Annotated in this window: 25 protein-coding genes; 3 read left to right on the top strand and 22 right to left on the bottom strand. The window is 44.2% G+C overall.

Annotated features, from left to right (window positions below; genetic code table 11):
• Window positions 1–16 precede the first annotated feature (16 nt).
• From cps4B to WKT08_RS07475, 17 genes are all read right to left on the bottom strand, one after another.
• Window positions 17–748: a capsular polysaccharide biosynthesis protein Cps4B gene (gene cps4B / locus WKT08_RS07555; RefSeq protein ID WP_031574381.1), complete on the bottom strand. Its 732-nt coding sequence runs from the start codon at window positions 746–748 to the stop codon at window positions 17–19.
• Complete coding sequence (gene cpsA, locus WKT08_RS07550; protein ID WP_340281176.1) at window positions 745–2,214, bottom strand: LCP family glycopolymer transferase CpsA; 1,470 nt, start codon at window positions 2,212–2,214, stop codon at window positions 745–747. The genes cps4B and cpsA overlap by 4 nt, the downstream gene beginning before the upstream one ends.
• A gap of 465 nt (window positions 2,215–2,679) precedes the next feature.
• Window positions 2,680–3,285, bottom strand: coding sequence for an anaerobic ribonucleoside-triphosphate reductase activating protein (nrdG, locus tag WKT08_RS07545; protein WP_340281174.1), 606 nt, complete (start codon window positions 3,283–3,285; stop codon window positions 2,680–2,682).
• Window positions 3,286–3,289: 4 nt separating this feature from the next.
• Window positions 3,290–3,790 carry a GNAT family N-acetyltransferase gene (locus WKT08_RS07540; protein WP_340281172.1) on the bottom strand — a complete coding sequence of 167 codons (501 nt, stop codon included), beginning with the start codon at window positions 3,788–3,790 and terminating at the stop codon, window positions 3,290–3,292.
• A 39-nt stretch (window positions 3,791–3,829) separates the two neighbouring features.
• Window positions 3,830–3,970 (bottom strand): hypothetical protein, encoded by a 141-nt coding sequence (locus WKT08_RS07535; RefSeq protein WP_141754472.1) that lies wholly within the window; start codon window positions 3,968–3,970, stop codon window positions 3,830–3,832.
• Between the two features lie 11 nt (window positions 3,971–3,981).
• On the bottom strand, window positions 3,982–6,192 hold the full coding sequence (gene nrdD, locus WKT08_RS07530) for an anaerobic ribonucleoside-triphosphate reductase (RefSeq protein WP_340281256.1): 2,211 nt from the start codon (window positions 6,190–6,192) through the stop codon (window positions 3,982–3,984).
• Between the two features lie 122 nt (window positions 6,193–6,314).
• Complete coding sequence (locus WKT08_RS07525) at window positions 6,315–8,153, bottom strand: MFS transporter (protein ID WP_340281169.1); 1,839 nt, start codon at window positions 8,151–8,153, stop codon at window positions 6,315–6,317.
• Window positions 8,154–8,324: 171 nt separating this feature from the next.
• The gene (gene cls / locus WKT08_RS07520) at window positions 8,325–9,860 is read right to left on the bottom strand and encodes a cardiolipin synthase (RefSeq protein ID WP_340281167.1); all 1,536 of its coding nucleotides are present in this window, start codon (window positions 9,858–9,860) and stop codon (window positions 8,325–8,327) included.
• A 276-nt stretch (window positions 9,861–10,136) separates the two neighbouring features.
• The gene (locus tag WKT08_RS07515; RefSeq protein ID WP_049515005.1) at window positions 10,137–10,547 is read right to left on the bottom strand and encodes an SP_0198 family lipoprotein; all 411 of its coding nucleotides are present in this window, start codon (window positions 10,545–10,547) and stop codon (window positions 10,137–10,139) included.
• 76 nt (window positions 10,548–10,623) lie between these two features.
• Window positions 10,624–11,856, bottom strand: a complete 1,233-nt coding sequence (locus WKT08_RS07510) for a bifunctional folylpolyglutamate synthase/dihydrofolate synthase (RefSeq protein WP_340281163.1) — start codon at window positions 11,854–11,856, stop codon at window positions 10,624–10,626.
• Between the two features lie 207 nt (window positions 11,857–12,063).
• Window positions 12,064–12,369 carry a DUF1292 domain-containing protein gene (locus WKT08_RS07505; protein WP_003001941.1) on the bottom strand — a complete coding sequence of 102 codons (306 nt, stop codon included), beginning with the start codon at window positions 12,367–12,369 and terminating at the stop codon, window positions 12,064–12,066.
• A 22-nt stretch (window positions 12,370–12,391) separates the two neighbouring features.
• On the bottom strand, window positions 12,392–12,811 hold the full coding sequence (gene ruvX, locus WKT08_RS07500) for a Holliday junction resolvase RuvX (protein WP_003014525.1): 420 nt from the start codon (window positions 12,809–12,811) through the stop codon (window positions 12,392–12,394).
• Window positions 12,811–13,077 (bottom strand): IreB family regulatory phosphoprotein, encoded by a 267-nt coding sequence (locus tag WKT08_RS07495; protein ID WP_003002070.1) that lies wholly within the window; start codon window positions 13,075–13,077, stop codon window positions 12,811–12,813. Before WKT08_RS07495 ends, ruvX begins: the two co-directional genes overlap by 1 nt.
• A 123-nt stretch (window positions 13,078–13,200) precedes the next feature.
• Entirely contained in the window at window positions 13,201–13,797 is a 597-nt protein-coding gene (locus WKT08_RS07490) for an SP0191 family lipoprotein (protein ID WP_118396264.1), read from the bottom strand.
• Window positions 13,798–13,932: 135 nt separating this feature from the next.
• Complete coding sequence (spx, locus tag WKT08_RS07485; RefSeq protein WP_003009108.1) at window positions 13,933–14,331, bottom strand: transcriptional regulator Spx; 399 nt, start codon at window positions 14,329–14,331, stop codon at window positions 13,933–13,935.
• An 87-nt stretch (window positions 14,332–14,418) separates the two neighbouring features.
• Complete coding sequence (gene recA / locus WKT08_RS07480; RefSeq protein ID WP_003002082.1) at window positions 14,419–15,564, bottom strand: recombinase RecA; 1,146 nt, start codon at window positions 15,562–15,564, stop codon at window positions 14,419–14,421.
• A gap of 120 nt (window positions 15,565–15,684) precedes the next feature.
• Window positions 15,685–16,953 (bottom strand): competence/damage-inducible protein A, encoded by a 1,269-nt coding sequence (locus tag WKT08_RS07475; protein ID WP_049507412.1) that lies wholly within the window; start codon window positions 16,951–16,953, stop codon window positions 15,685–15,687.
• 373 nt (window positions 16,954–17,326) lie between these two features.
• Between WKT08_RS07475 and WKT08_RS07470 the strand changes: the two genes are divergently transcribed.
• Complete coding sequence (locus WKT08_RS07470) at window positions 17,327–18,358, top strand: S66 family peptidase (RefSeq protein WP_340281155.1); 1,032 nt, start codon at window positions 17,327–17,329, stop codon at window positions 18,356–18,358.
• Window positions 18,359–18,419: 61 nt separating this feature from the next.
• On the opposite strand, the gene WKT08_RS07465 is transcribed toward WKT08_RS07470, so the two are convergent.
• From WKT08_RS07465 to mutL, 3 genes are read right to left on the bottom strand one after another with little or no spacing between them, the layout of a single operon-like run.
• A complete protein-coding gene (locus WKT08_RS07465; RefSeq protein WP_340281153.1) occupies window positions 18,420–18,983 on the bottom strand; it encodes a DNA-3-methyladenine glycosylase I in 564 nt (187 codons plus the stop codon).
• Window positions 18,984–18,992: 9 nt separating this feature from the next.
• Window positions 18,993–19,586 carry a Holliday junction branch migration protein RuvA gene (ruvA, locus tag WKT08_RS07460; RefSeq protein WP_013904320.1) on the bottom strand — a complete coding sequence of 198 codons (594 nt, stop codon included), beginning with the start codon at window positions 19,584–19,586 and terminating at the stop codon, window positions 18,993–18,995.
• A gap of 20 nt (window positions 19,587–19,606) precedes the next feature.
• Window positions 19,607–21,550, bottom strand: a complete 1,944-nt coding sequence (gene mutL / locus WKT08_RS07455; RefSeq protein ID WP_340281150.1) for a DNA mismatch repair endonuclease MutL — start codon at window positions 21,548–21,550, stop codon at window positions 19,607–19,609.
• 248 nt (window positions 21,551–21,798) lie between these two features.
• Here mutL and WKT08_RS07450 point away from each other — a divergent pair, with 248 nt between their 5' ends.
• Together WKT08_RS07450 and WKT08_RS07445 are read left to right on the top strand one after the other, a co-directional pair.
• Window positions 21,799–22,239, top strand: coding sequence for a LytTR family DNA-binding domain-containing protein (locus tag WKT08_RS07450; RefSeq protein WP_151191311.1), 441 nt, complete (start codon window positions 21,799–21,801; stop codon window positions 22,237–22,239).
• Complete coding sequence (locus WKT08_RS07445; protein WP_049496494.1) at window positions 22,233–22,688, top strand: DUF3021 domain-containing protein; 456 nt, start codon at window positions 22,233–22,235, stop codon at window positions 22,686–22,688. Before WKT08_RS07450 ends, WKT08_RS07445 begins: the two co-directional genes overlap by 7 nt.
• A gap of 34 nt (window positions 22,689–22,722) precedes the next feature.
• Here WKT08_RS07445 and mutS read toward each other — a convergent pair whose 3' ends face one another.
• Window positions 22,723–25,272 carry a DNA mismatch repair protein MutS gene (gene mutS, locus WKT08_RS07440; protein WP_340281146.1) on the bottom strand — a complete coding sequence of 850 codons (2,550 nt, stop codon included), beginning with the start codon at window positions 25,270–25,272 and terminating at the stop codon, window positions 22,723–22,725.
• A 120-nt stretch (window positions 25,273–25,392) separates the two neighbouring features.
• A complete protein-coding gene (argR, locus tag WKT08_RS07435) occupies window positions 25,393–25,833 on the bottom strand; it encodes an arginine repressor (RefSeq protein ID WP_003009125.1) in 441 nt (146 codons plus the stop codon).
• Window positions 25,834–25,929: the final 96 nt, after the last annotated feature.

The raw sequence follows: 25,929 nt of genomic DNA, 5'->3' as shown, positions 1-25,929 counted from the left end.
TCCACCTGTTTCCTGGTTAGATTAATTCATCCGCTAACAAGAGTTCTTGATTGCTGACAAAGAGAGCTTGTGCTCGTTGTTCTCCGTATTCTTCCTTGATCAAGCGATAGGCTTCTGCCATATAAGGCGGTCGTTTATCCACATTGTGCATATCACTGGCCACAAAGTGTACCAAGTCTTTTTCTAAGAAGTACCGAGCTCGTTTTTTCAGTTGTTTTTGCTCATCCCCAAAGAGGCGAGGCTTGAGAACACTGGAACTATTGATCTGCATGTAGCAGCCCATGTCAATCATCTCTTGCACGCGCTCCTCATTTTTCTCCAAGCACTTGTAGCGCTCGATATGGGCCACCACCGGTGTCACACCTAGATGGAGCAAACGGTCCAAGGCCGTATGAATCTCCTTGTAAGGTGTTCCCATGCTGAATTCAATCAGCGCAAAGCGCGTATCTGCCAAACGTGGAATGATCTTTTCTTCCAGTTTTTTCAAGACATCATTGGTAAAGTAGATCTCTGCCCCGTAATGAATCGTTAAATCTGGCGCGACCTCTGCCGCAATTTTTTTCACTTCTTGAAAATTTTCAGAAATCTTTTCTTCGGGAGTTTCAAACATCCCCTTGCGACGATGAGAAGTGGAGATAATGGTCCGCACCCCTTGGCGATAGCTTTCTTCCAATAAGGCGCGAGTATCTTCTCTTGTCTTTGGTCCATCATCCACATCAAAGACGATGTGCGAGTGGATATCAATCATTTTTCTTTTCCTTCCATTACTTTTTGAATGGTTTCCTTGGCCTTGGTTAAGCTAGCTTGATCCAACTCCATGACATAGAGGTTGTAACCAGGCATAGCATAAGACGGCAAGTCATTTCGTCCTTGACCAGTAATCGCTTGAGAAGTCACCTCATAAGAACCACCTGTTTCTAACTGGGTATTGATCAAGTTCATCATAGTCGGCAACTGCATATTGGTTTGGACAGAATCTTGGAGGTTTCCGATAATCTCATTGTAGTTGCTTAAGACCTTGGTAGAGGTCAACTTTTTGATAATGGCCGCAATGACTTTTTCTTGGTTTTTCCCACGATCATTGTCGCCACCTTGGAGAGAGTAGCGTTCTCGGACAAAACCGAGTGCTTGCTCTGAATTCAAATGAACCTTCCCAACTGGGAAATGGAACTTGCCATGCAGACTCGTGAATTCTTGGTCATTTTCCACATCGATTCCCCCTAGAAGGTCAATCAACTTGAGGAAGGAGGTGAAATTGAGACGAACATAATAGTTGAGCTTGATATCATAGAGATTCTCAAGAGTATGGATCGAAGCATCCACTCCGTAGATCCCCGCGTGGGTCAACTTATCATTTTGGTTGTTACCACCATCTGCAATCGGTACATAGGCATCCCGTGGTGTCGTTGTCAATAGGACTTGCTTGGTCTTCCGATTGACCGTCATGATGATATTGACATCTGAACGAGAAACCGAGGTTACCGGACCATAGGTATCGATCCCGCTGACATAGATGTTAAAGACATCCGCATTGGCAGACACCTTGCTCGTCGCTGCCACTTCTTTTCGGATCTTGTAGGAATAGATTTTCTTCAACTTCTTCGCATAGTCCGCATCTTCTGCGGCAATGGTATCCTCAAAGGTACTGTTCAATACCATGGCAGTAGCATTACCCTCTTGCAGGCTCTTATAAGCATCTAGATAAGTCGGTGCATCCACTACAGAAATTTCCTGACCCTTGGTCTTTTTGATATTGTCCAAGAGGGCCGTGAGATTGGCTTCATTATTGTTGCCCTTTGGTGCCACCACTTCCTTGATTTCTTTGATGTCTTTGATGTCACTGTCTTTCTTGACATAGACAGCCATCTCAAACTCTGTATAGTTAGAGTGGCCATTGACATTACTCGTCAGATTTAGCAGCTGTTGACTAGCGAACAAAACTCCTGAACTCGCCAATAAGCCGACAAGAAGCAGAACCAAAGTTGTCTTTTTGACCTGATTTTTGATCACAAACCAAGCTGACAAGAGCAAGAGAACAGCTAGTAGTACCATCACGAGAACATTAACATAGCGAAAAGCCAAGATGTTATTGGCCAACATGGTATAGGTCGCCCAACTCGCGGTCATAAGCAAAAAAATAAGCAATACGGAATTAACGATTCGCAATTGCCCCCACTTATGCTCTGAACGACGACTCCGTCTCCTTTGTGACATAAATACCTCCAATTAGTCCTAATCATATTTATTGTAACATATTTTTAGCAAAAAATGCATTAATTATCACTTTTTTGTCCATTATGGACATTCGGAAAGTAAGCGCTTTCTAAAATAAGCAAAATCCCTTGTATACTTATGCAGAGAATCCAAAAAAACCGGGTGAAACACCCGGTTTGAGAATGTAGACAAGCTGTTTTTTACATCAAACAAGTTAATGAATGCCTAACAAATTAAAATGAGATACTTTTTAGTCTTATTCAATCATCTACTGAAACTTTCCGCCGTGATAAAAGCGCTAGATACACTATTGTTTCTAGCGCTCGGGAGTTTTGAAACTTTAGGTTCAAAACTAAGTCATGGAACTTCTTCGAAGTTCGCTGACGTCCGTACTCACCTAAGGGAAGTTTCTAAGATGACTTTGTCTTCAATCTGAACCGAGTGAAAAATCCGGTTTGTGAAGATCTACAAAAGATCATCTCGTTTGACCTGCTCAAAACTTTCCTTGCCATCATTGAGCTTGTCCCAGATGACGACCTTTCCTTCTTTAAGGGATTTTTGAACATCAATAATCCGCTGGTTGGAAGAACCACGGAACTGCAGCATGAGGTTGCGTTTGCTTTTATCATACCGTCCATCGACCAGGATATCAATCAGCGACAAGAGCTCCAGTTTATCAGGCGTTTCTAACATCATTTCTTCCCAGGTGTAGCCGGTCCAAGACCAGATATCTTTGTCAGGCAATTCTCTTTTCACGCGCTTGACCAAGGGCAGCAGGATACCAGTGTTGAGAAAAGGTTCGCCCCCAAGCAGGGTCAAGCCCTGAACATAGGGTTGGGCCAAATCGGCCATGATCTGTTCTTCTAACTCTTTGGTATAGGGAATGCCAGCGTTGAAAGACCAAGTTGCTGCATTATAGCAGCCTTCACAGTGAAACATACAGCCACTGACATAGAGGGAGTTGCGAACGCCTTCGCCATCCACAAAGTTAAAGGCCTTATAGTCAATGATTCGCCCCTTACTCAGCTCCTCACTTTTCCATTCGCCTGGTTTAGGTGTATTCCATGTCATCCTTCTACTCCACCTCTATCCAATAACGCTCCGTTCCATTTCGAACATCTTCAAATTGACCGCCATTAGCTAGAATCACCGCTCGGCTGGCAGGATTTTCCGTGCTACAAGTCACCAGAGCACGATGGATGTTCTTTTCTTTAGCTACTTGCAGACCTTGACGGAGAACCTCCTTGGCATAACCCTTGCCTCTTTCAGAAGGACGGATGGAATAGCCAATATGACCAGCATAATTCAGCAATCCCTCATTTAGTCTCAACCGTAAATTTAAAAAACCTAAAGCATGACCTGATTCATCAAACAATACGAACTGAATTGATGGAACGCGATTTTCAGGCAAGTTTATTCCCATTTCTTTATTAAGGTTAGTTTCTAGCCACTCCTCATAATCAAAGTTCTCAGCATCCCAAAAGCCGCCGTCGTGGGCCGACTGGGTCTCTTCGAACTCTGCCATCATGTTTAGAATGGTTTCTTTATCTGCTAAAGTTGGTCTACGTAGTTCCATCTTTACCTCCCCCCATAAGAGAAAAGCGAGAGCGGACTCTCACTTTTTCTTGTTCTTGTTTAAAAATTGCTCTCTTAGGCTTGCTACTCGGTCTTTTTTATTGACTCCACCTGTTGAATGCTTCTCGTGGAATCGTTGCACCTGAGCCTTGCCCTTATCATCTAATTGGTATTTTCCCATAATGTCCTTTTCTAATCTGTCACTTGGTGTCCAGATGATTTGATAGTGGATCCATTCATGTGTTTGACACGCGCAGCGATTTCCTTGTGACGGCCATTGACCATGGGGCGAGCTTGAGGGTTCCCTAGATAACCACAGGTCCGTTTGACAACATCGACCGTTTTCGGATCGCTATTGCCACAGTTTGGACAAGCAAATCCGCGCTCAGTCGGCGTGAAATCTCCTTCAAAATCACACTTGTAACAACGGTCAATCGGCGTATTGGTTCCGAGATAACCGACCCGGTCATAGGCATAATCCCAAACCGCCTCAAGGGCTTTTGGATTTTGTTGGAGCACAGGGTATTCACAATAGTGGATAAAGCCACCAGAAGCCCCAGCTTCAGGATAAACTTTTTCAAAATCCAACTTTTCAAATGGCGTTGGGTTCTTACGAACATCGTAGTGGAAACTATTGGTGTAGTATTCCTTGTCTGTGATATCTGGGACCTTCCCAAATTTCTCCGTATCTAGGCGACAGAAGCGGTCTGTCAAGCTTTCTGACGGTGTCGAATAGATGGAGAAGTGGTAATCATACTGGTCAGACCATTCTTCCACGCGCGCTTTCATATCCTTGATGATATCGATCGTGAATTGTTTGGCTTCTGGATTGTGTTCCCAATTTGGACCATAAAAGACGGTTGCGACTTCATAGAGTCCGATATAGCCAAGAGAAACGGTCGCTCTGCGATGACGGAAGAGCTGATCTACCTGGTCATACTTGCCCAAGCGTTTCCCGAAAGCCCCATATTGGTAGAGAATCGGCGCATTGGCTGGTGTCGCTTCTTTGGTACGTTCCACGCGGTAAACCAAGGCATCTTCAGCAATGTTCATCCGTTCATTAAAGATTTGCCAGAACTTCTCCTTGTCTCCGCCTGATTCCAAGGCAATCCGAGGCAAATTGACTGTCACAACCCCAAGATTCATCCGGCCAGAATTGACTTCTACGCCATTCTCATCCTTCCAACCTTGAAGGAAAGAACGACATCCCATCGGCACCTTGAAAGAGCCTGTCAACTCGACAATCTTGTCATAAGACAAAACGTCTGGGTACATGCGCTTCGTTGCACATTCCAAGGCCAATTGTTTGATATCATAGTTAGGAGTTCCAGGTTCTAGGTTGAGCCCCCGCTTGAGGGTAAAGATCAGCTTTGGAAAGATAGCGGTCCGATGTTCCGATCCAAGTCCCTTGATTCTAATTTCCAAAATCGCCTTTTGGATTTCCCGCTCGAAGCGATTGGTTCCAAGACCAAAGCCAAGCGAAGTAAAGGGAGTTTGTCCGTTTGAAGTAAAGAGGGTATTGATCTCATATTCTAGCGATTGCATGGCATCATAGATGTCTTTTTGAGTCTTACTCCAAGCATAGTCCTCTTGCTTTTCAGGAAGCACCCACTCTTTGGCATCTGCCAAGTGTTTTTGGTAGTTCTTTTCTGCATAAGGGGCCAAGACTTCATCGATCCGGTCTGCTGAACAGCCACCATACTGACTAGAGGCCACATTGGCAATAATCTGCGAGATTTGTGCCGTTGCAGTTTGGATAGACTTAGGGCTTTCGACTTCTGCATTCCCAATCTTAAAGCCATTTCTGAGCATGCCTTCAAAATCGATCAAACAGCAGTTGGTCATCGGTGTATAAGGGCTATAGTCCAAATCATGGTAGTGGATGTCCCCTTTTTGGTGAGCATTGGCTACGTGTTTGGGCAACATTTTAAGACCAATAGACTTACCAACGATCCCTGCCGTCAAGTCCCGTTGCGTGTTAAAGACATCACTGTCCTTATTGGCGTTTTCATTGACGACGGCTTGGTCCTTATTGAGGAGTTTACCAATCGTAAAGTTGATATCCGTCGCTTTTGAGCGCTCAAAATCCCGCTGGGTGCGATAAGTAATGTAGCTCTCTGCAATCGCATATTCATTAGCTTGAAGCAATTCATGCTCGACGACATTTTGAATCTCATAGATCTTCACGCCTTTTGGAAAACGTTCCAAAATCTCTGCGATCACACGATCGACAATGGCTTCTAGTTTGGCTTCCATCACGGGAGTGAGAGAAGTCACTTCTTCTGTCGCCTTCAACAAGGCTTTATAAATTTTTTCAACATCGAATGGAACACGACGGCCATCTCGTTTTTCAACAAAAATATCCGGGGCCATTCTCAGTTTTTCTTCTCTCAAGGTGATCATACCAAACATGCCTCTCTTCATTTATTTACATACAAGTTGTATTATACCACTCCAAAAATAAAAATCAATATCTTGTGGAAAATTTTATAAAAAACTTTCTAAAGCACAAGATATTGATTTTCTTAAGAGCGTTGATAGAGTTTGAAATGACGGTATTTCTTCTCAACGAGACGATAATTTTCTTTGAGCAAGTCCTTCATTTTGGAGGTCAATTCTACCTGATTGTTGACCACAATATACTTGGGTTCAGACCGATCGATTTGTTGGGTTACATTTGTCCGGTTTTCATTAATCCCCAGATAAGAAGTCGGGGTCAATAAGGCAGAAGCTGCCAAACGATCACTTTCTTGATAGAGAATAGCTGTCGTATCCCAAGCATAGATGGTATCTTTCGACTTGGTGTGATTTTTAATGTAGCTGGCAATAGCACTCCGTTCACTCGATTGACCAGACTGAAGCACGACATCTTGAACCACTGGATTCGCCAAGAGATAGACGAGGGCTACTAGCGGTAAGAAAACTTGGCTCGTAAAGTAAGCGGCCCAAACTTCCTTGTTTTTCTTCTTCCGACCACGACGTTCGATCCCATCGTTTTCTTCCCCATCTCGTGAGAACCAGATCGCAAACAAAGGAAGAACAAATGGCAACATCGGTAACAATTGGTAAGCTCCCTGTTCAGGAAGACCAATCGACACGACGAGGACTACCAGGCTACCTGCCCATCCCATAAAGCGGAAGATCCGGCGAGCACTGCTATTTTGCTTCGTAAAGGACATCAAAAAGGCAGAGACCAGACCAAAGGCCAGCGCCAATAGTCCATAATAAATGGCATTACTGAAGGTCTGTCCATTGCTAAAATTCAAGGCATTAAAGACATAGGTCACTTGGTTAATGGCATAACCAAAAGTCTGATTCAAAACGGTGATATAGCCAATTGGATAAAAGACGAGTGAAAAACCAAGGAGAGCTGCCAGCAGTTGATAAAAGCCACGCGCCCATCTCTTTTGCTTGATATTAAAGGCTGTTAATCCAAGGAAGGCCAACAAATAAAACAGGGCACTGGTCATCGGATCAATCAAGAAAGCCACAGCTGCAATCGCACCATAAAGGATAAAGCCTTCATCCTTACGATGTCCAATCAAATAAGCCAAAATGAAATTCATGCTGGCAAATAGGATTGGAAGGCTAAAGAGAGTCACATAAGTCCCTCCAAAACCAAGGCCTAACACCAAGAAATAAAAGAGTAACTGGACATTCTTCGCTGTATCTTTATCAGACACCAGCAAGCGCACAACCCGATAGAGATAGGTACCCGCAAAGAAGAGGGCAATCGCTTGGAGAATCATCAAGATCCAATGTCCACCAGCCAAGCTTCCCAACCAGTTGATTGCATAATAGAGCAGACCATTGGTTCCGTAAAAATCACCAAACGGTACTTGACCCTTGGTCATTGCCCAGCCAGCATACAAGTTTTGCGATTGTTGATTGGTGGCAAAACGGGTTAAAAATGGCACCCCGACATGCAGCAAACTAATCAAGAGACTCAACACAAAAGGAATCGCTAGGGGCACTGGACGCTTGGATTGACGACGGATCGGCTCAACTGCCACATCTGCTTCTAGCTCTTCCGTATTCTCTTCTACCTTAGATGCTTCCGCTTTTGCCGCTTCAACTCCCGCCTTACGCGAACGACGACTCATCCGACTGAGCGGTTGCTCCGCTTCCTGTTCAGATTCTTGTGTAGGTTCTGCTACTGCTTCTGGCTTGGCATCACGAATTTCCTCTGATGCCTCCATTGCAACCGGCTCCTCCAAGACTTCTGCCTGTTGGCTATGAGTCGGCTCTTCTTCACGAAAGACTGACTTATCTAGCACTTCGCGAATTTCACGTGTATCCTGAAAGCTATCTCCCACGTGAAGCCCTAACTTTTTCGAAGTCATTTCTTGCTCTTTTTCGCTCATTCTTTTTCCTTTTCTTCGCTATTCCTCTGCTCTTTCCTTTTAGAAAAAAGCCCATTATTTTCTCTAGTATACCAAATTCTGCCGACCATGTCAGCCTCTTGCCACATAGTCCTATGGAAAAAGAGTCAGATCTCTCAGCTTCTGACTCTTTCTTCTGTATTCCCACACCTATTACAACATCGGTGCGAACAATTGCATAATTTCCTTGATTAAGCTTTGGTGCCATGTAAAGCGGAAGGTATCTTCCGTGATTTCTTGGGATACTTCAAAGATGTGGTCAAAATCCGCCCGAATCTCTTTCAGAGCAGGCGTCCGATACATCCAAACCGCATTTTCATAGTGATGGACCAGACTGCGGTAATCAAAGTTAATCGACCCTACAACCGCCATTTCATCATCGGCAAGAACTTGCTTACTGTGGACAAAACCAGGCGTGTACTCATAGATTTTCACACCAGCATCCATCAGATCCAAGTAAGCCCCACGCGTAACAATTTGGATCAATTTTTTATCCGGAATATGCGGGGTCACGATGCGAACATCCACCCCACGAAGGGCCGCATTGCGGATATCTTCTGTCAAATCATAATCGATGATCAAGTAAGGAGTCGTGATATAGACGTAATCCGTCGCCTGGTTAATCATATTTTGATAGACTGTCTTTCCAACCTGCGACTTGTAAATCGGTTTTGGTCCACTCCCATAGGGAATGTAGAGCCCTTCTCCTTCGACCGCCTTATTTTCAATATGGTAGCGGTCAAAATCCTCGATTTCCCCACGGTTGATGTACCAGTTCATGAGGAAGAGTCGCGTTAAGGCCTTAACAGCTCGTCCATCTAAACGAATGGCACTGTCCTTCCAGTGACCAAACCGCTCAATGTGGTTGATGTACTCGTCTGCCAAATTGACACCACCCGTATAGCCGATCTGGCCATCAATGACCAAGATCTTACGGTGGTCTCGGTTGTTATAAGCCACTGTTAGACGGGGGATCACCTTGTTAAACTTATGGGCATCAATCCCCATCTTTCGCAATCGTTTGGTATAGTTCCCAGCCAAGGTTGCCATACAGCCGATGTCGTCATAAAGGAGTTTGACTTCGACCCCCTCTTTCACTTTCTGCTCTAAAATCTCTAGGATACTGTTCCACATCAAGCCCTCATCAATGATGTAAAACTCGATGAAGATAAATTTTTTCGCCGCTCTCAGATCCTCTAGTAGTTGCTCATACATCTCCTCCCCTAGAGGGTAAAAGGTTGATGCCGTCCCATTGTAGAGATCCGCATTGTGATCCATGGATAAAATCGACTTGACCAAGCCATAAACCGCCTTGCTTTCTTGCTTGAGCTCCTTACGCAACTGATGACTATTGTCCTCTCGAAACTTCATGGACTCCATATTTTTCAGCTGGATCATTTCCTTTTTGGACAAACGTCGCTCTCCAAACATGAGGTATAAAAGCGATCCAAAGACAGGAATGACGGCAATCAAGAGCCAGGTCACCTTATTTTCAGGCGGGGTATTTCGATTAACAATAGCTAAGATTGTCGACACATATAAGAGCCCAATGACTGCAACAGATAGCCAATGAGGGAACCATCTATTGAGCCAGAAGAAGGCCGCAAAGGATGCCCATAGTTCAAAGCCCATAAACAAAATACTAAATCCATATTTGGACATTAATAGACGTAATTTTCGAAAGGTCACAGCATCCTCCTTTTTTCTTTCTACTAGTATACCAATTCTTTTTACCCGTTGCAACGACCAACCAAGCCCCTTCTAGACAAACAAAAAGAGAGTGGGACAAAAGTCCTAGCCTCTCAATTATTTTTGGATTGTCGAGCAAGACGCAGTGGTTGAGCGGGCTCTACTACGCTGATTTCGTCAGCTTTTTCAACCCTACTCAACTTTGCGGAGGTAGGACGACGAAATCGAATTCTAACGAATTACCGATTTCTGTCCCACTCTCTCTTGTCTCGTCCCTTATTGCTTGGTCAGGACAATAATCCCTTGATCATCCTCTGCTTGTTCCAAGTCTTCTAGCGACAACTGATTTCCTTCGATCCGATAGCGATAAGGCTCATCTCCGATACGCATGGATTGATTGACCGGATCAATACTAACCTCTTTGGCCTCTTCTTCTCCATCAGCATCTTGCACCGTAAACGTGCCTTTTCGACCCGTCACCACCAAGAGGATCGTATTTTCCTCGTCCTGTCCACGATAACTGCCATCTATGGACACCCCTTCTTTCTGTTCTTCACTCGCTGACGTCACAGTCTGTGATGAAGCAGACGTCTGTTTGCTCGAAGTCTGTGTCGCTTTTTCTTGCTGGCTACAAGCAGTCAGGAAAAGGGCTACTGCCAAGGTCATTATAGACATGATTTTTTTCATTAAGATCGACTCCTTTCGCCATAACCGTATACCATCTACCACCAGTATACGCTAAGAAAGTCTCTAGGTCAATTGTTTACCCCTCTAATAAAAATGCCCTTACTTCCGCAATAAAATACAAGGATCCTGTCACAAATAAGACTTCATCTGAAGGACTCTGATCCATAAATTCTTTGATATAGGCCTTGTAGTCCGCTACATAGGGCAGGTCTTGTCGGTCGCCTTGTGCCACCACTTCCCCGTAATGGAAGGTCGTCAAAATCAATTCAGCTTCCGGCAATCCCGCTTGAAGCGTTTGGAGCATCCCGCTATAATCTTTTCGCTTGAGGGCTCCAAATAAAATCTTCACGCGCTTTCCTGCTAAGCTATTGGCAAACTCGATCAAGCGCAACATAGCATGAGGATTATGGGCGCCATCCAGATACACCTGGTCGCCAAACAACTCTAGACGTCCCGGCCACCGCGTCTCTTGTAAGGCCAGCTTGACCTGATCCATATCCACTTCTTGATCTTGGCCTTCCATATAGAGGAAAAAGGCTTCTAGAGCTACTGCAGCATTTTCCCGTTGGTAATCACCCTTCAAACCCAGAGACGGCAAGACAAGTTCCACGCTTTCATTCCAAAAACGGTCCTGCTCTAACCCAAAATCTTTCTGGAAGGCGTGGAGAGCCACAGCCAATTGCTCCGCTTTTTCTTGACAAACAGCTATAGCATCATCCGACAAGGGACCCACAACAGCTGTCTTGCCCTTCTTAAAGATTCCTGCCTTTTGCTGGGCGATTTCCGCAATCGTCCCTCCCAGTGTTTCCTGGTGATCCAGGCCAACCGAAGTGATCACTGCGATCTCTCCCGTCACTACATTGGTCGTATCTAGAAGCCCTCCGATACCAACTTCCAGCAGGACCACGTCTACTCCTTGTTCCTTAAAATACAAGAGGGCCATGAGGCAGATAATCTCAAAATAAGAGAGTTGATCCTGAGTTTGGAGTAGGGTCTGCTCCATCTGCTGCACCTCTTGACCGATCCGAGTAAAATCTTCATCCAAAATTGGCTGATCCCCAATACAAATCCGATCATGGATACTGATCATATGAGGAGAAGTAAAGGTTCCAACTTTCTTCCCATGAGCCATCAACAATTGGCGCAGAAAGGCGATCGTCGATCCCTTCCCATTGGTTCCTGTCACATGAAGGATCGGGTAAGCCTTATCCGGCCTCCCTAAAAGGCTCACTGCCTGCTCCATACGATCCAGTCCCGATCGAAAATTCAGACCGATCCGACTATTCATCCATTGCTCAATCTTATTCACATCTTCCTCCTAAAAGAAAAAAGCGACAAAACCTCTTCTGACGTTTGCGCTCCTTTCTTTTGTAGTTATTTCTTTCTCATTTTTACAGCAGGTCCATCGGACTTCCTGCTTTTTCTTGCTTCTTAAAGCAGGGCTAAAAACATCCACCGGATGTTTCAACTCTTTCTAGTTTCTAGGAGTTGGGCTAAAAACGTCCCCCGGACGTTTTTACTCCTCCATAAAGCTGTTGAAGACTTCTTCGATCATATCCCATTCTGCATCTGAGTCTTCTGGGATTGGTTGAAGGTCGCCTTCTGTTCCGTCTTCGTTTTCTGTAAATGAATAAGCTTGGATTTCAACTTCGCCGTTTTCATCTTCTTCTGCATTTGCAGGGATCAAAAGGACATAGTTCTTTCCAAATTCTTCTTTGCCATCAATGGTCAAAAGAATTTCAAACAAGGTTTCATTTCCTTGTTCATCCACCAATGTAATTAATTCACGTTCTTCATGGTCGTGGTTATGATCATGCGCCATACTATTCTTCCTCGTTTTCTTTCTAAAAATTGCGATCTAAATAATTTTGTAAAATAAGCTGCGCTGCTAACTTATCAATAACTTTTTTACGTTTGCTACGGCTAATATCTGCTTGCTCAATCAACATCCGCTCTGCAGCAACTGTTGTCAACCGTTCATCTTGGTAGTCGACTGGCAAGCCAAACTTTTCAGCAATCATCGTGCCGTAAGCCTGACTGGCTTCCACACGTGGTCCGCTGGTATTGTTCATGTTTTTCGGCAAGCCCACAACAAAACGGTCCACCTTGTATTGAGCTACTAATTCGGCCAAGCGCTCCAAACCGAATTCTTTTTTGTCTTCATCGATTTGGATGATTTCAAGACCCTGAGCTGTAAAACCGAGAGGATCACTCACAGCAACCCCGACGGTCTTTGAGCCAACATCCAATCCCATAATTCTCATTAGAGGTCTATTCCTTGCCCTTTCAAATAATAACGTACCAATTCTTCCACGATCTCATCTCGTTCATATTTACGAATTTGGTTCCGTGCATTATTATAACGAGGTACATAGGCAGGATCACCACTGAGTACGTATCCTACGATTTGATTAATTGGATTGTAGCCTTTTTCATCCAGTGACAAGTAAACATCTTTCAAGGTCTCGCTAATTTCCTTACGATTTGAATCATCAAGATTAAAACGTACTGTTTCATCTGTAAATCCCACAAAAACACCCTCTTTCCTTAGAATATTACTATTATACCATAATCAAGAGTTTTCCACAACGGTCAAGCCCTTGATTTTACAGCTTTTTCAAGCATTTTTGAGCTATTTTAGCTAAACTGTTTTTTATTTTTGCTCACTTGCTCCAGCATTGATAAGATTGTCCGCAAATTGACTCGGTGTCAACTTCAACAACTCTGGTAAGTGATTATTTTTGAAGTAGGTCATACCTTCGGCCTTCTTCACATCCATCGCTTCAAAGTCATAGGTGATCGTCACCTTATATTCATTCTCATTTTCCAAGGTCAAATCAGCTGTGAAACCTGGTACTGTCAAAGCTTCCTTAAAGGCATCATCCTTGTTAAAGGATTCTCTCAACTGCTTTTGTGCTTCCTCTACTCCAACCTGTTGGATCCCTTTTTTCATCTCCTCATCGGTTGCCGTCACATTGATGGTCTCCAATTTTTTAAAGGTATTCCCCACATAGGTGACGATTTGCGTCTGTTGTGTCCCCTTGTCATCTTTTGGAAAGACAAAGGTTCTAGTGATGACTTTATTTTCTTCAGCTTTTTGCAGGATACTCTTATTATCCTTTTGCAGTTGCTCTGCTTTTGCTTGGATTGCCTTTTGTTCACTTGAATTTGGCGTTTTCGCTTGTTTTTTTTGACCACATCCCGTCAAACACAAGGTAAGCGCACCCAATAAGAAGATTTTCCTTTTCATTTTCCATTCCTTACTAGTTATTGTTTTCTAAAATATTGTATCATAGATTTGGTAAAATGGCGCAGTAAACTGCTTTTCATTCCGATTTTTAACAAGAAAAAATCAGAAACAAATTGTTTCTGATTTTCAATCACTTTAAAGAGCTGCACGCATCCGCGCTTCTGCATTTTCTACATTTCGAACTGATCGTGGCAAGAAGGCACGAATATCGTCTTCTTTGTAGCCCACTTGGAGACGTTTGTCATCTACCAAGATCGGACTTTTAAGAATACGAGGTGTTTCCATGATGATGTCAATGACTTCATTGACACTCAAGTCTTCGATGTCCACTCCTAGATTTTTAGCGTATCGATTTTTTGAAGAGACAATACTTGCCACTCCATTTTCAGTCTTTGTAAGGATATCCAATAATTCTTCTTTGGTGATCCCTTCCTTACCGAGGTTTTGTTCTTTATAAGTTAGCTGGTGAGCGTTGAGCCAAGTCTTTGCTTTTTTACAGCTGGTGCAACTTGACACTGTATAAATTTTAATCATGCATGCACTCCTTTCGCCACACGATAATACTATCGTATTAAATTATAACACAAAAACCATCAGTCTAGCGACCTATTTTGAAAAAAATTAATCTTCAATTTCAATCGCATCATCTAAATCTAGAGTTACTTCTTCTACGACAGGAGCTGCTTCTTCAGTTTTATCAAGGGTTTTCACTGCTTCGTCTTCTTCGATCAAACCAAAATGAACCCGAACCTTATGGTCGATTTCGTCAAAAATTTCTGGGTGGTCAGCCAAGAATTTCTTAGCATTTTCAGATCCTTGACCAATTTTTTCGCCGTTATATGAGTACCACGCACCCGCTTTTTGGATGATATCCAAATCTGTTGCAATCTTCACCAATTCACCTGTACGTGAAATTCCTTCTCCGTACATGATTTCAACCATGGCTTCTTTGAACGGTGGAGCTACCTTGTTCTTCACAACCTTGATCTTGGTTTCCTTACCAACGTTGGTATCTTTTTGGTCCCCAGTCCCCTTGATTTGAGTATTTCCACGAACATCTAGACGGACAGAAGCGTAGAATTTCAGGGCACGACCACCAGGTGTGGTTTCAGGGTTCCCAAACATGACCCCAACTTTTTCACGCAATTGGTTGATAAAGATAGCAATGGTCTTGGTCTTGTTAATAGAAGCTCCAAGCTTACGCATCGCTTGGCTCATCATCCGAGCTTGCAAACCAACGTGGCTATCCCCGATATCTCCATCGATTTCCGCACGAGGTACCAAGGCCGCAACAGAGTCGACAACCACCAAATCAACCGCACCAGAGTCGATCAATTTACCAGCAATTTCAAGTCCTTGTTCCCCTGAGTCTGGTTGAGACAAGAGAAGTTCGTCGATATTGACTCCGAGAGCTGCTGCATAAGATGGATCCAAGGCATGCTCCGCATCGATAAAGGCAGCAATGCCTCCTTCTTTCTGTGCTTGCGCTACTGCATGGAGGGCAACGGTTGTTTTACCAGATGATTCTGGACCATAGATTTCGATGATCCGACCTTTTGGATAACCACCAGCACCCAAGGCAATATCAAGCGCCAAGGAACCAGAGCTCATGACTTGTACTTTTTGCTCTGCACGTTCGCCCAAACGCATGATCGATCCCTTACCAAAGTCTTTTTCGATCAATTTCAGGGCATCATTGAGCGCTTTTTCACGCTCATCTCCAAATTTCTTAGAGATATCATCTAATTTTTTCTGTTTTTTCGCCATTCTTTTCTCCTATGTTTTTACTATACAGGAAATGCATGCAACTCACCGACGTTTTCCGTCATTTGAAAGGCACATTTCCCATCCATTTTTAGAATTATTCTTCATTTGGCACAAGCTTCATTATACCAAATTTTCACCATTTAATACAGCCAAGCGCACCAAATTAAAGGCATGAAGGACTGCAATTTCGCGGACATCCGCCCGGCTACGTCCAGCGATATTGACTTGGACACTATCCACTCCATTTGGAGTCGCAAGTCCGATAAAGACTGTCCCTGCTGGATGCCCTTCTAGACTATCTGGCCCCGCAACTCCGGTTAGGCTAACACCATAATCGGATCCTGTTAACTTACGGGCCTGTGAAGCCATGGCTTGAGCTGTAAAGTGAGACACCACTCCATGTTGCTCTAACTCTTGAGCTGGAATAGACAACATCTTGCTTTTTTCTTCCAGACTATAGGTGACAAAACCACCTGCAAAGATGCTGGACGCCCCTGAAAAATCTGCCAGAGTCGCTTGGAAAAGGCCAGCCGTCAGGCTTTCTGCAGCTGTAATGGTCTTACCAGTCCGTTTCAAGAGATCAAAGGCCACCTTGGCCATCGAATTATCATCCCCATAACCATAAAACAACTTATGCAAGGGTTGATGGTCCAGGGTATGGCGTGATAAGATTTCCTTTTCTAAGACATCGAGCTTAGCATCCGCTGAGGCTTGATCCTTCGCCTTTGTAGACAGACGCAAGGTTACTTCTCCCGTCTTGGCATAAGGAGCCACCGTCGGATCACTCTGCTTTTCAATGATATCGGCTAGGATCGTAACCAGCTGGCTTTCCCCAATCCCAAAGAAGCGCAAGACTCTTGAAAAGAGCTCTTCCCCTGTCGTCAAATGAGGCACCAATTGTTCATTGACCATGGGTTTTAACTCACTTGGTGGGCCAGGTAGAACGACATAGGTCACACCATCAACTTCAATCAAACCTCCAACCGCGAGACCTGTACGGTTTTGAAGGGGGATTGATCCGGCAATCAATTGTGCTTGTCGCTCATTATTGGGCGTCCGGACATAATCAGGGCGACTAGCAAAGAAAGTGTCGAGTTTAGCAAGCGCTGTTGGATCAAAAACCAGTTCTTTCCCTAAGAACTTAGCAAGGGTTTGCTTGGTCAAATCATCCTCTGTTGGCCCAAGTCCACCACATAAAATCACCAAATCACTGCGTTTTGAAGCTGTCTCAATGGTCGAGAAGAGACGACCTTCATTGTCTCCTACCGCCACATGATAATAGACATCAATTCCTAAACTAGCCAATTTTTCAGACAAGAATTGAGCATTGGTGTTCACAATTTGTCCTGTTAGAATTTCTGTTCCAACTGCAATAATTTCCGCCTTCATGGTGCCTCCTACTTATACTATTCGTAATTTTCATTTCATTTTAACACAATTTCCTAAATTATTTAAAAAACAGATTGAAGATAAAGTCCATTTTGGACAACTTTCTTCAATCTTTTTCTTTTTATAAAGTAAAAAATTCTTAGAAACACTATTACATCAGCATATCTAAGAGTTTTAACTATGTGGCAATCAACTTCTAAAGGGCTATTTTCTATTGTTGATAGAGCTAATCTATATTCTGAAGCAACCACATCGAGTGGTTGCTTTCTTACTACTTTCTTGATCTAAAAGCCTTTTTCTGATTCTAATTCTTGTTGTTTCCCCTCTTCTTTTGTGATACAATAGCATCAATTTATTTCTAGGAGGATGAGATATGATTTCTACTATTGGTATTGTTAGTTTGTCTAGTGGCATTATCGGAGAAGACTTTGTCAAACACGAAGTGGACTTGGGTATTCAACGTCTCAAGGATCTAGGACTCAATCCTATCTTTTTACCCCATTCGCTAAAAGGCTTAGATTTTATCAAAGAACATCCTGAAGCACGTGCAGAGGATTTGATTCAGGCCTTTTCTGATGATAGCATCGACATGATCCTATGCGCCATCGGTGGAGACGATACCTATCGTTTGTTGCCCTACCTTTTTGAAAATGACCAACTAGAAAAAGTTATCAAACAAAAGATTTTTCTTGGTTTCTCGGATACAACCATGAACCATCTCATGTTGCATAAACTAGGTGTTAAAACTTTTTATGGTCAATCCTTTTTAGCAGACATTTGTGAATTAGACAAAGAAATGTTAGCCTATAGCCTTCACTACTTTAAAGAATTGATTGAGACGGGAAGAATCTCAGAAATCCGCCCTAGTGACGTTTGGTATGAGGAACGAACTGACTTCAGTCCCAAGGCTCTGGGAACACCTCGTGTTAATCATGAAAATACAGGTTTTGACTTGTTACAAGGAAATGCCCAGTTCGAGGGAGAAATCCTCGGTGGTTGCCTCGAATCTCTCTACGATATCTTTGACAACTCTCGATACGCAGACAGCACGGAGCTCTGCCAAAAATACAAACTTTTCCCTGACTTGTCAGACTGGGAAGGAAAGATCCTCTTGCTAGAGACAAGCGAAGAAAAGCCTGAGCCAGAATATTTCAAAAAGATGTTGCAGACTTTAAAGGAAACTGGGATATTCGAGGTCATCAGCGGACTCTTGGTCGGGAAACCTATGGATGAAACTTTCTATGACGACTATAAAGAGGCACTATTGGATATCATTGACAGCAATATCCCGATTGTCTATAATCTAAATGTTGGTCATGCAACTCCAAGAGCTATTGTCCCCTTTGGAGTCCACGCCCATGTAGATGCAACGGAGCAAGTCATTCGCTTTGACTATAACAAATAAAGCTGAGAAAAATTTCTCAGCTTTTTTCTATATTCTCATATACTCTAGTTACCTATACTAACTAACCACCGTTTTTCCATTCACAATCATTCTCATGGTCATTGACCAGGCCTGCTGCTTGTAGGTAGGACAGGACCGCAACGGGTCCTGTGAACTTAAAACCACGTTTTTTGAGATCCTTGGCTAACTTCTCAGAAAGAGCTGTCTTGGCAGGAGCCTGTCGGTAATCCGGGACATCATTGACGATGGTTTTCCCATTGACAAAAGACCAAAGATAAGCATCAAACGATCCAAATTCCTCCTGGACTTGTAGAAAGGCTTGAGCATTGGCCCGTGTCGCAAAGATCTTGGCACGATTTCGGATGATAGCTGGATTGTCTAACAAGGATTCCAGTTCTTCATCCGTCATCTCTGCGACGCGTTGAAGATGGTAACCATGAAAAGATTCTCGGAAAGTCTGCCGTTTATTGAGGACCGTTTCCCAAGACAAACCAGCCTGATAGGTCTCCATACAAAGCAACTCAAAAAGCGTCTGGTCATCATGCAGGGGTCGTCCCCATTCTTCATCATGATAGGCCACATAGAGCGGGTTGGTCATTTTGACCCAGCCACAACGTTTTGGCATAGGAATCTCCTATTTCACCAACATCTTCAGGGCAGACTTGATGTAGTTTTCAGCAGTATCAGAAGTTCCTTCAAAGAATTTCTTGATTTTCTTAAGTTCCGTTGCCTTGTAGCCCAATGCCAACATGGCTTCCATAGCTTCTTCAAGGGCTTGGTTTTCTTCTGCAACTTTAGCTTTGGACTGAGCCGGTGCATCTTCTAGATCAAGATTGATCTTACCTTCCAAGTCCAGCACCATCTGTTGGGCTGTTTTCTTGCCGATCTTCGGAAACTTGGTCAAGTAAGTGATGTTCTTGCTTTCGATGGCTTGGACAAGGCCTGCATTGTCATCCGCAGCAATGATAGCCAGAGCTGAGACAGGTCCAATCCCAGAGACTGAGATCAAGTTTAAAAAGAGCTGTTTCTCTTCCTCTGTCGCAAAGCCATAGAGAAGGTGAGCGTCTTCCCGGACCACTTGGTGCAGATAGACTTGCACCTCTTGATTCATTTTGCCAGAGTAGGCATAAGGATTGGCCACATGCAAGAGATAGCCTATTCCAGCTGTTTCTACCACGATGTATTTGGCGGTAATTTTCGTTAAGATTCCTTTAATGTATTCGTACATAATCTTCCTTTATTGTTTGTTTAATACTTGCCCAATTCCCGTAGACTGGTGTGATTTTCTTGAATGCGTCGGAACATCTTTTCCATATCTGACTTGGTAAAGTTAACCAAAACCGGACGGCCATGAGGGCAGTTATAAGGGTTGTCACATTGGGACAGTTGATAGATGAGATCCCGTGCGGAGTAATCATCCAGTGTATGATTGGCCTTGATGGAGCGTTTGCAGGACATCATGATGGCCAACTCAGCCCGGTATTTCTTGATGGACACTTCCTTGGTCAAGAGGAGCATGTCACACATTTCATAGATACCCGACTCGATCTCTTCCTCCTTCATCCAGATCGGATGCTCCCGTAAGATCAACTGGTTGGCTCCGTACTCTTCTAAGTAGACGCCTACTTCTTCTAGAAGGTGCTTGCGCTGTTGCAGGCGGATCAGATCGTCTGCAGGGAACTCAAAGATATAGGGCACCAGCAGTTGTTGCTGACTGCCGTCTACGTCCCCGATGCTCTCCCGGTATTCTTCGTATTTGACCCGCTCTTGGGCCGCGTGCTGGTCAATGATATAAAGGCCCCCATTGCCTTGGGCAAAGAGATAGGTTCCATGCATCTGACCAAAATATTCCAACTCTGGGAAGGTCGAATGTTCTTCCCCATCCAACTTATCATAGACCTTGTCTAGACTAGCCAGATCCAACTCTGGATGATCCAGTTCATCATAAACCACAGCCTTTCTTTCCGCAAACTTGATCGCGCTTGTTGGTTTTTCTACTGGGTTTTCTTGGATTCTAGCTTCAGTAGCAGTCTCATCTGCTAGAGGCCGTTGAGGATCTGCCACTTCTGGTCGAAACTTGAAATCTTGGCTTTCTCGATCATAATAGAGACGGTTTTCTTTTAAAGGCAGGGTTGTCTGTACTGGCTTTTCTGTTCGGCGAATGGTCGACTTGGCTAGATTTTCTAGAGCATCTGGAATCAGGTCCTGCTCTTTCAAAGCATTCGCAATCGCCTGGGAGATCAAGGCCATCAGTTCTCGTTCTTTGGAGATACGAACCTCTTGCTTGGTCGGGTGAACATTGACATCCGCTAAGTAAGGGTCTATCTGGATATTAATGATCGCGAGCGGAAAGCGCCCCACCATGAGTTTACTGCCGTAGCCGTCTAAAATAGCTCGATTGAGCAAGAAATTCTTGATGTAACGGCCGTTGATAAAGAGACTGATGTAATTGCGATTGGCACGAGTCAATTCAGGCAAAGACACAAAGCCCGTCACTTCAAAATCTAGGTCACGATTTTCAATGGCCACCATCTTCTTAGCAGACGCAAGGCCATAGACACCCGCAATCGCTTGCCGGAGATTGCCAGTCCCCGCTGTTTTGGTCATTTCTTTTCCATCATTGATCAAGGTAAAGGCAATCTCAGGATGGGCCAAACTCAAGCGGTTGAGAATATCTACGATATGGGACAGCTCTGCCTGCTGGCTCTTTAAATACTTGAGACGAGCAGGGGTATTAAAAAAGAGATCTTCCACTGTGATCTTGGTCCCAACAGGGCTTGTCGCTGGCTCCACTTCCTCGATTTCGCCACCCTTTGCGACCAATTTGGTCCCGTGGGCAGCTCCTTCTTGCGCCGTTAGAAGGGTTAGAATACTGACAGAAGCAATGGAAGGCATGGCCTCACCACGAAAACCAAGCGTTCGAATACGAAAAAGATCCGCTTGACTCTTGATCTTACTGGTCGCATGTCGACGGAGGGCCAAAGCGACCTCATCGTGCGCAATTCCTTCCCCATTATCTGTAATCCGAATCGACTTCAATCCTGCTTCTTCGATTTCAACAACGATCTGGCTAGCCCCAGCATCGATCGAGTTTTCAACCAATTCCTTGACCACACTAGCAGGTCGTTCAATCACTTCACCTGCCGCAATCTGATTTGCTAGGACCTCTGGCAATTCAATAATCTGTGACATGTCTGCTCCTTTACCTATTTTTTCACCGATACATGTAGCTCTATTATACCACAGATCCACAAGACTCCCTTTCTTAAAAAATAGAGGCTGGCCCCATCTTCTTCCTTAAAAACCGCATAGGCAAAGAAAACGACCACATAAACAAATCCCCTTGTCTTCCCTTTGGAAAAAGTGTTTAATAGTAGTGTAAAGAAGGAGCCGGGCTAGCAGGCCAACCGACTTTACCCAAAGGAGGGAGAAACGATCTTATGAAAGTTGAAGTACACATTGATTCCCACTTCCAAGAAGAAGCGGTGATGATCACAGCACCTGCACTGTCTGCGCGTGTAGAGAAAATCCGTGACTTTGTGGAAGAATTGGATCAAAAAGGGCGCTTACGTGCTAAAAAGGATGGGGAAGCTTATCTGATCGAAAGCCAGCTATTCCAACGTTTTTACATTGAAAATCGGCAAGTAATTGGTGAGACCATGACAGATCAATTTATTCTGACTGGGCCACTCTATCAGTTATCTGAAGACTTACCGACCTGCTTTCTCAAAATTTCCCAATCTGAAATTATCAACACCCAATCTATCGACCACCTGCACTTTACCAGTGGAGGATCGGTGCAAATCTATCTTAAAAACGGGAGTCTGACCTACTCCTCCCGTCGTTACTTGAAAGCCATTAAGGAGAAATTATCATGCTAAAACAATCTTTTTCTGACGCCCTGAAAGGCATTCTCATCGGGCTCATCTTATCCATCTTCTTTTCCTACCTCTTCTCACCTGAGTTGTACCTTCCCTTAAGTCCCAACTCTGCAGTCGGCCGCTGGATGTTCTTGCATCATGTTCACGGCTCACTGGTCATGCTCTATTGTGCTCTCGTTTGGGGTGCAATTGGAGTCCTCTTTAGCTTCGGAAGTCTCCTCTTTCAAAAAGACTGGAGCCTCTTACGGGCTACTCTGAGCCATTACCTACTCATGTTGCTTGGCTTTATTCCCCTAGCTACGTTAGCCGGCTGGTTTCCAGCACGACTCGGATTTTACCTCTCGCTCATTGTCGAATTCACCCTCGTTTACGTGATCATCTGGTTGGTCTCCCATCATTTTTATAAAAAACAAGTCCAAGAAATCAACCAAAGCATTGCTAACCACTAAGCAAAAAGATCCTCAGTGCTACGAGGATCTTCTTTTACAATTTCTTTTTCAATTCGGCGACTGCCATCATGACTTCCATGGGAGTCATATTGTAGAGATCCAGATTCTTCAATTCTGTAATCACTGTATTTTCTGTCTCTTCCTCAAAGAGGGACATTTGTTCAGCAACCTGCGAAGACCCTTCCTTTTTAGGAGTTACATCCGCAAGCGGTACTTGCTGGGCTTGTCCTTCGAGCTTGGTCAAAATCGCATCCGCCCGCTTCAGCAATTCTTCTGGTAAACCAGCGATCTTGGCCACGTGAATCCCATAGGACTTATCCGCTGGGCCGGGTTCAATCTTGTGCAAGAAGGTAACCTGACCATCTCGCTCCAAGGTCGCAACATGAACATTTTCCAAACGGGACAAGGTCTCTGAGAGAGCCGTCAACTCATGGTAATGGGTTGCAAACAAGGTTTTGGCACCCGTGCGATCGTGAATGTATTCGATGATGGATTGGGCGAGAGCCATCCCATCATAGGTCGCCGTTCCCCGTCCCAACTCATCAAACAAAATCAAGGACTGGGGTGTTGCCTTGCGAATGGCGTGATTGGCCTCCATCATTTCTACCATGAAGGTAGACTGACCCGATACCAGGTCATCAGCAGCTCCGATTCGGGTATAAATCGCATCAAAGATTGGCAACTCGGCCTTTTGCGCTGGAACATAGGAGCCAATCTGGGCAAGAATCACAATGATCGCCAATTGGCGCATATAGGTAGACTTCCCGCTCATATTTGGCCCCGTAATCAGCTGAATATCACGTTCTTCATCCATAAAGATGCTATTAGGAATATAGGACTGGGCTCCCATCACTTTCTCAACAACCGGATGACGACCTTTGCCGATCGCGATTCGCCGTTCTTCATGAAAGAGGGGACGATTCAACTGTTGTGACTCAGCGACACTGGCTAAACTTTGTAAAACATCAACCGTCGCAATCGCCTGAGCTAATTGTTGTAGACGTTGGATATACTTGCCAACTTCTTCCCGAATCCGCATAAAAATCGTATATTCCAGATTAGCAGACTTCTCACGCGCCTCTAGCATATCTCCTTCGATGCGTGCCAATTCCTCCGTACCAAAGCGTTCTGAATTTTTCAAGGTCGCCTTGCGGAAAAAGTGAGCAGGAACGTGACTCAATTGAGAATTGGTGACATGGAAATAGTAGCCATCCTTCTTGTTGTAATCGATCTTTAGACCTGTAATGCCACTGGCTTCGCGCTCCTTGGCTTCAATCTCAGCAATCCAACCAGTACCATCCCGAAGAACGACACGGTACTGGTCCAATTGCTCGTCAAAACCTGTTCGGATGATATTTCCCTCTGTAATAATAGCAGACGCTTCCGGAGCAATAGCCGAGGTAATCAAGCGGTGCAACTCGGGAAGTTCATCCAAGCGTGCAATTAAGACATCTAAGACTGGATCACCAATCCCCAGTAGAATCGCCTTGATCGTCGGCACATGACCCAGAGTATCTCCTAGCTGCAAGAGATCCTTAGGATTGATCTTGCCAAAGGAAACCCGACTCGCTAAGCGTTCAATGTCATAGACCCCTTTGAGGCTGTCGGTCAAATCGCTCCGTTCAAAGAAATGATCCATAAAGACCTGAATGATGTCCTGGCGCTCTCGAATCCGTTTCAAATCGACTAAGGGTTTCTGAATCCAGGACCGCAACAAACGACCGCCCATGGCCGTCTTGGTTTCATCCAAATACCAATACAAGCTACCATGTTTCTTCCCAGTTCGCGCATTCTCTGTCAAATCAAGACTAGCCTTGGTCGCAAAGTCCATCTGCAAGAAATCGCAAATCTCATAATGATGGGCTTTTTTGAGGTGGCTCAATTCCCGCATTTGTGTCTGGTAGACATACTGGAGAAGTTTTCCAGCCGTTTTCTTTTCGAGCTCACTCAACTGATCCCCTAAGAGTTGAACATCGTCAAGCGCCGTATCTACATGTGACAGCAAAAGATTCATCTGGCTAACAAACACACGCTCTTCCTGTTCTGGCAACTCATAACCCAGGACCACCTCACGCGCACGTAAATTGCGGATTTCTCCACAAACCATGCTAAAGTCATTGAGGGTCGTCACCTGAAACTCCCCTGTCACCAGATCCATATAGGCTAGCCCATAATCATTTCCTGAACGATCCAAAGCAACCAGGAAGTTATTCTCACTATCTGGCTTGGTCGAATCCACCACTGTACCCGGTGTAATCACCTGTACGACTTCACGCTTAACGACCCCCTTGGCTTCTTTGGGGTCTTCCATTTGTTCTGCAATCGCGACCTTATAGCCCTGTTCGATGAGAACATCGATGTACTGCTGGGCCGAGTGGTAGGGAACACCCGCCATGGGGATCGGATTCTCTGCATTTTTATTCCGTGAGGTTAAGGAAATCTCTAAAATTTGAGCTGCATTCACTGCATCTTCATAAAATAATTCGTAAAAATCTCCCATTCGAAACAGCAAAAAGGCATCCGGATAATCTTTTTTGATATCTAGATACTGCTGCATTCCAGGGGATATTTTTTCTACTGTCATACTTCTTTATTCCTTACTGTTGCGTCGTTTCCTGACACAAGCTCCTTAGATGAAAACAGGAGTAGATAGCTCACTATCTTCCTCCTTTTGACATCTCTCTTTCTCTCCAACGGGGCTTGACTACTGCATCATCCCTAAAATTTCATTTTGAATTTCAATGGCTGCATCTTGGTCTCGACAAACAATCAAGAGGGTATTGGCCCCTGCTACTGTTCCCAAAATACGCTCATCTGACATCTCATCTACACCATTGGCCAAGAGAGCTGCTTCTCCTAGCTCTGTCCGCAAGACCAAGGTGAATTCTGCTCGTGAGACAGACTTGGCATGGCTGGACAACATAATATAAATCTCTGCCACCTCAGGCTCATTTGGCAAAATATAATACAACTGGTCTTTTCGTTTCACCTTGACTAGACCCAGATCTCGCAAATCTCGTGACAGAGTTGTTTGCGTTACAGCAATGCCTTTTGCTTCTAATCGATCCTGAATCTCTTTTTGAGTCGACAATTTTTCATTTCGAATCATTTGTTGAATCAAAAGGTGACGTTCTGTCTTTTTCATTGGACCTCCACTTTTGAATAAATATACTTTAAATTATACCAAAAAAATTGAAAATTCGCTCAGAATTGTGTTAAAATAATAGTTAAAAGGACTAAG

This window comes from Streptococcus sp. HCA-5024 (genome assembly GCF_037890265.1).
GTDB lineage: Bacteria > Bacillota > Bacilli > Lactobacillales > Streptococcaceae > Streptococcus > Streptococcus lingualis.
This window is presented reverse-complemented; position numbering and strand designations above follow the sequence as displayed.

What these genes read in the sequence shown, in the direction of transcription:
- cps4B (WP_031574381.1), bottom strand. Translation starts at nt 748, where the DNA reads ATGATTGATATCCACTCGCACATCGTCTTTGATGTGGATGATGGACCA.
- cpsA (WP_340281176.1), bottom strand. Translation starts at nt 2,214, where the DNA reads ATGTCACAAAGGAGACGGAGTCGTCGTTCAGAGCATAAGTGGGGGCAA.
- nrdG (WP_340281174.1), bottom strand. Translation starts at nt 3,285, where the DNA reads ATGACATGGAATACACCTAAACCAGGCGAATGGAAAAGTGAGGAGCTG.
- WKT08_RS07540 (WP_340281172.1), bottom strand. Translation starts at nt 3,790, where the DNA reads ATGGAACTACGTAGACCAACTTTAGCAGATAAAGAAACCATTCTAAAC.
- WKT08_RS07535 (WP_141754472.1), bottom strand. Translation starts at nt 3,970, where the DNA reads ATGGGAAAATACCAATTAGATGATAAGGGCAAGGCTCAGGTGCAACGA.
- nrdD (WP_340281256.1), bottom strand. Translation starts at nt 6,192, where the DNA reads ATGATCACCTTGAGAGAAGAAAAACTGAGAATGGCCCCGGATATTTTT.
- WKT08_RS07525 (WP_340281169.1), bottom strand. Translation starts at nt 8,153, where the DNA reads ATGAGCGAAAAAGAGCAAGAAATGACTTCGAAAAAGTTAGGGCTTCAC.
- WKT08_RS07515 (WP_049515005.1), bottom strand. Translation starts at nt 10,547, where the DNA reads ATGAAAAAAATCATGTCTATAATGACCTTGGCAGTAGCCCTTTTCCTG.
- WKT08_RS07505 (WP_003001941.1), bottom strand. Translation starts at nt 12,369, where the DNA reads ATGGCGCATGATCATAACCACGACCATGAAGAACGTGAATTAATTACA.
- ruvX (WP_003014525.1), bottom strand. Translation starts at nt 12,811, where the DNA reads ATGAGAATTATGGGATTGGATGTTGGCTCAAAGACCGTCGGGGTTGCT.
- WKT08_RS07490 (WP_118396264.1), bottom strand. Translation starts at nt 13,797, where the DNA reads ATGAAAAGGAAAATCTTCTTATTGGGTGCGCTTACCTTGTGTTTGACG.
- spx (WP_003009108.1), bottom strand. Translation starts at nt 14,331, where the DNA reads ATGATTAAAATTTATACAGTGTCAAGTTGCACCAGCTGTAAAAAAGCA.
- recA (WP_003002082.1), bottom strand. Translation starts at nt 15,564, where the DNA reads ATGGCGAAAAAACAGAAAAAATTAGATGATATCTCTAAGAAATTTGGA.
- WKT08_RS07475 (WP_049507412.1), bottom strand. Translation starts at nt 16,953, where the DNA reads ATGAAGGCGGAAATTATTGCAGTTGGAACAGAAATTCTAACAGGACAA.
- WKT08_RS07470 (WP_340281155.1), top strand. Translation starts at nt 17,327, where the DNA reads ATGATTTCTACTATTGGTATTGTTAGTTTGTCTAGTGGCATTATCGGA.
- WKT08_RS07465 (WP_340281153.1), bottom strand. Translation starts at nt 18,983, where the DNA reads ATGCCAAAACGTTGTGGCTGGGTCAAAATGACCAACCCGCTCTATGTG.
- ruvA (WP_013904320.1), bottom strand. Translation starts at nt 19,586, where the DNA reads ATGTACGAATACATTAAAGGAATCTTAACGAAAATTACCGCCAAATAC.
- mutL (WP_340281150.1), bottom strand. Translation starts at nt 21,550, where the DNA reads ATGTCACAGATTATTGAATTGCCAGAGGTCCTAGCAAATCAGATTGCG.
- WKT08_RS07450 (WP_151191311.1), top strand. Translation starts at nt 21,799, where the DNA reads ATGAAAGTTGAAGTACACATTGATTCCCACTTCCAAGAAGAAGCGGTG.
- WKT08_RS07445 (WP_049496494.1), top strand. Translation starts at nt 22,233, where the DNA reads ATGCTAAAACAATCTTTTTCTGACGCCCTGAAAGGCATTCTCATCGGG.
- mutS (WP_340281146.1), bottom strand. Translation starts at nt 25,272, where the DNA reads ATGACAGTAGAAAAAATATCCCCTGGAATGCAGCAGTATCTAGATATC.
- argR (WP_003009125.1), bottom strand. Translation starts at nt 25,833, where the DNA reads ATGAAAAAGACAGAACGTCACCTTTTGATTCAACAAATGATTCGAAAT.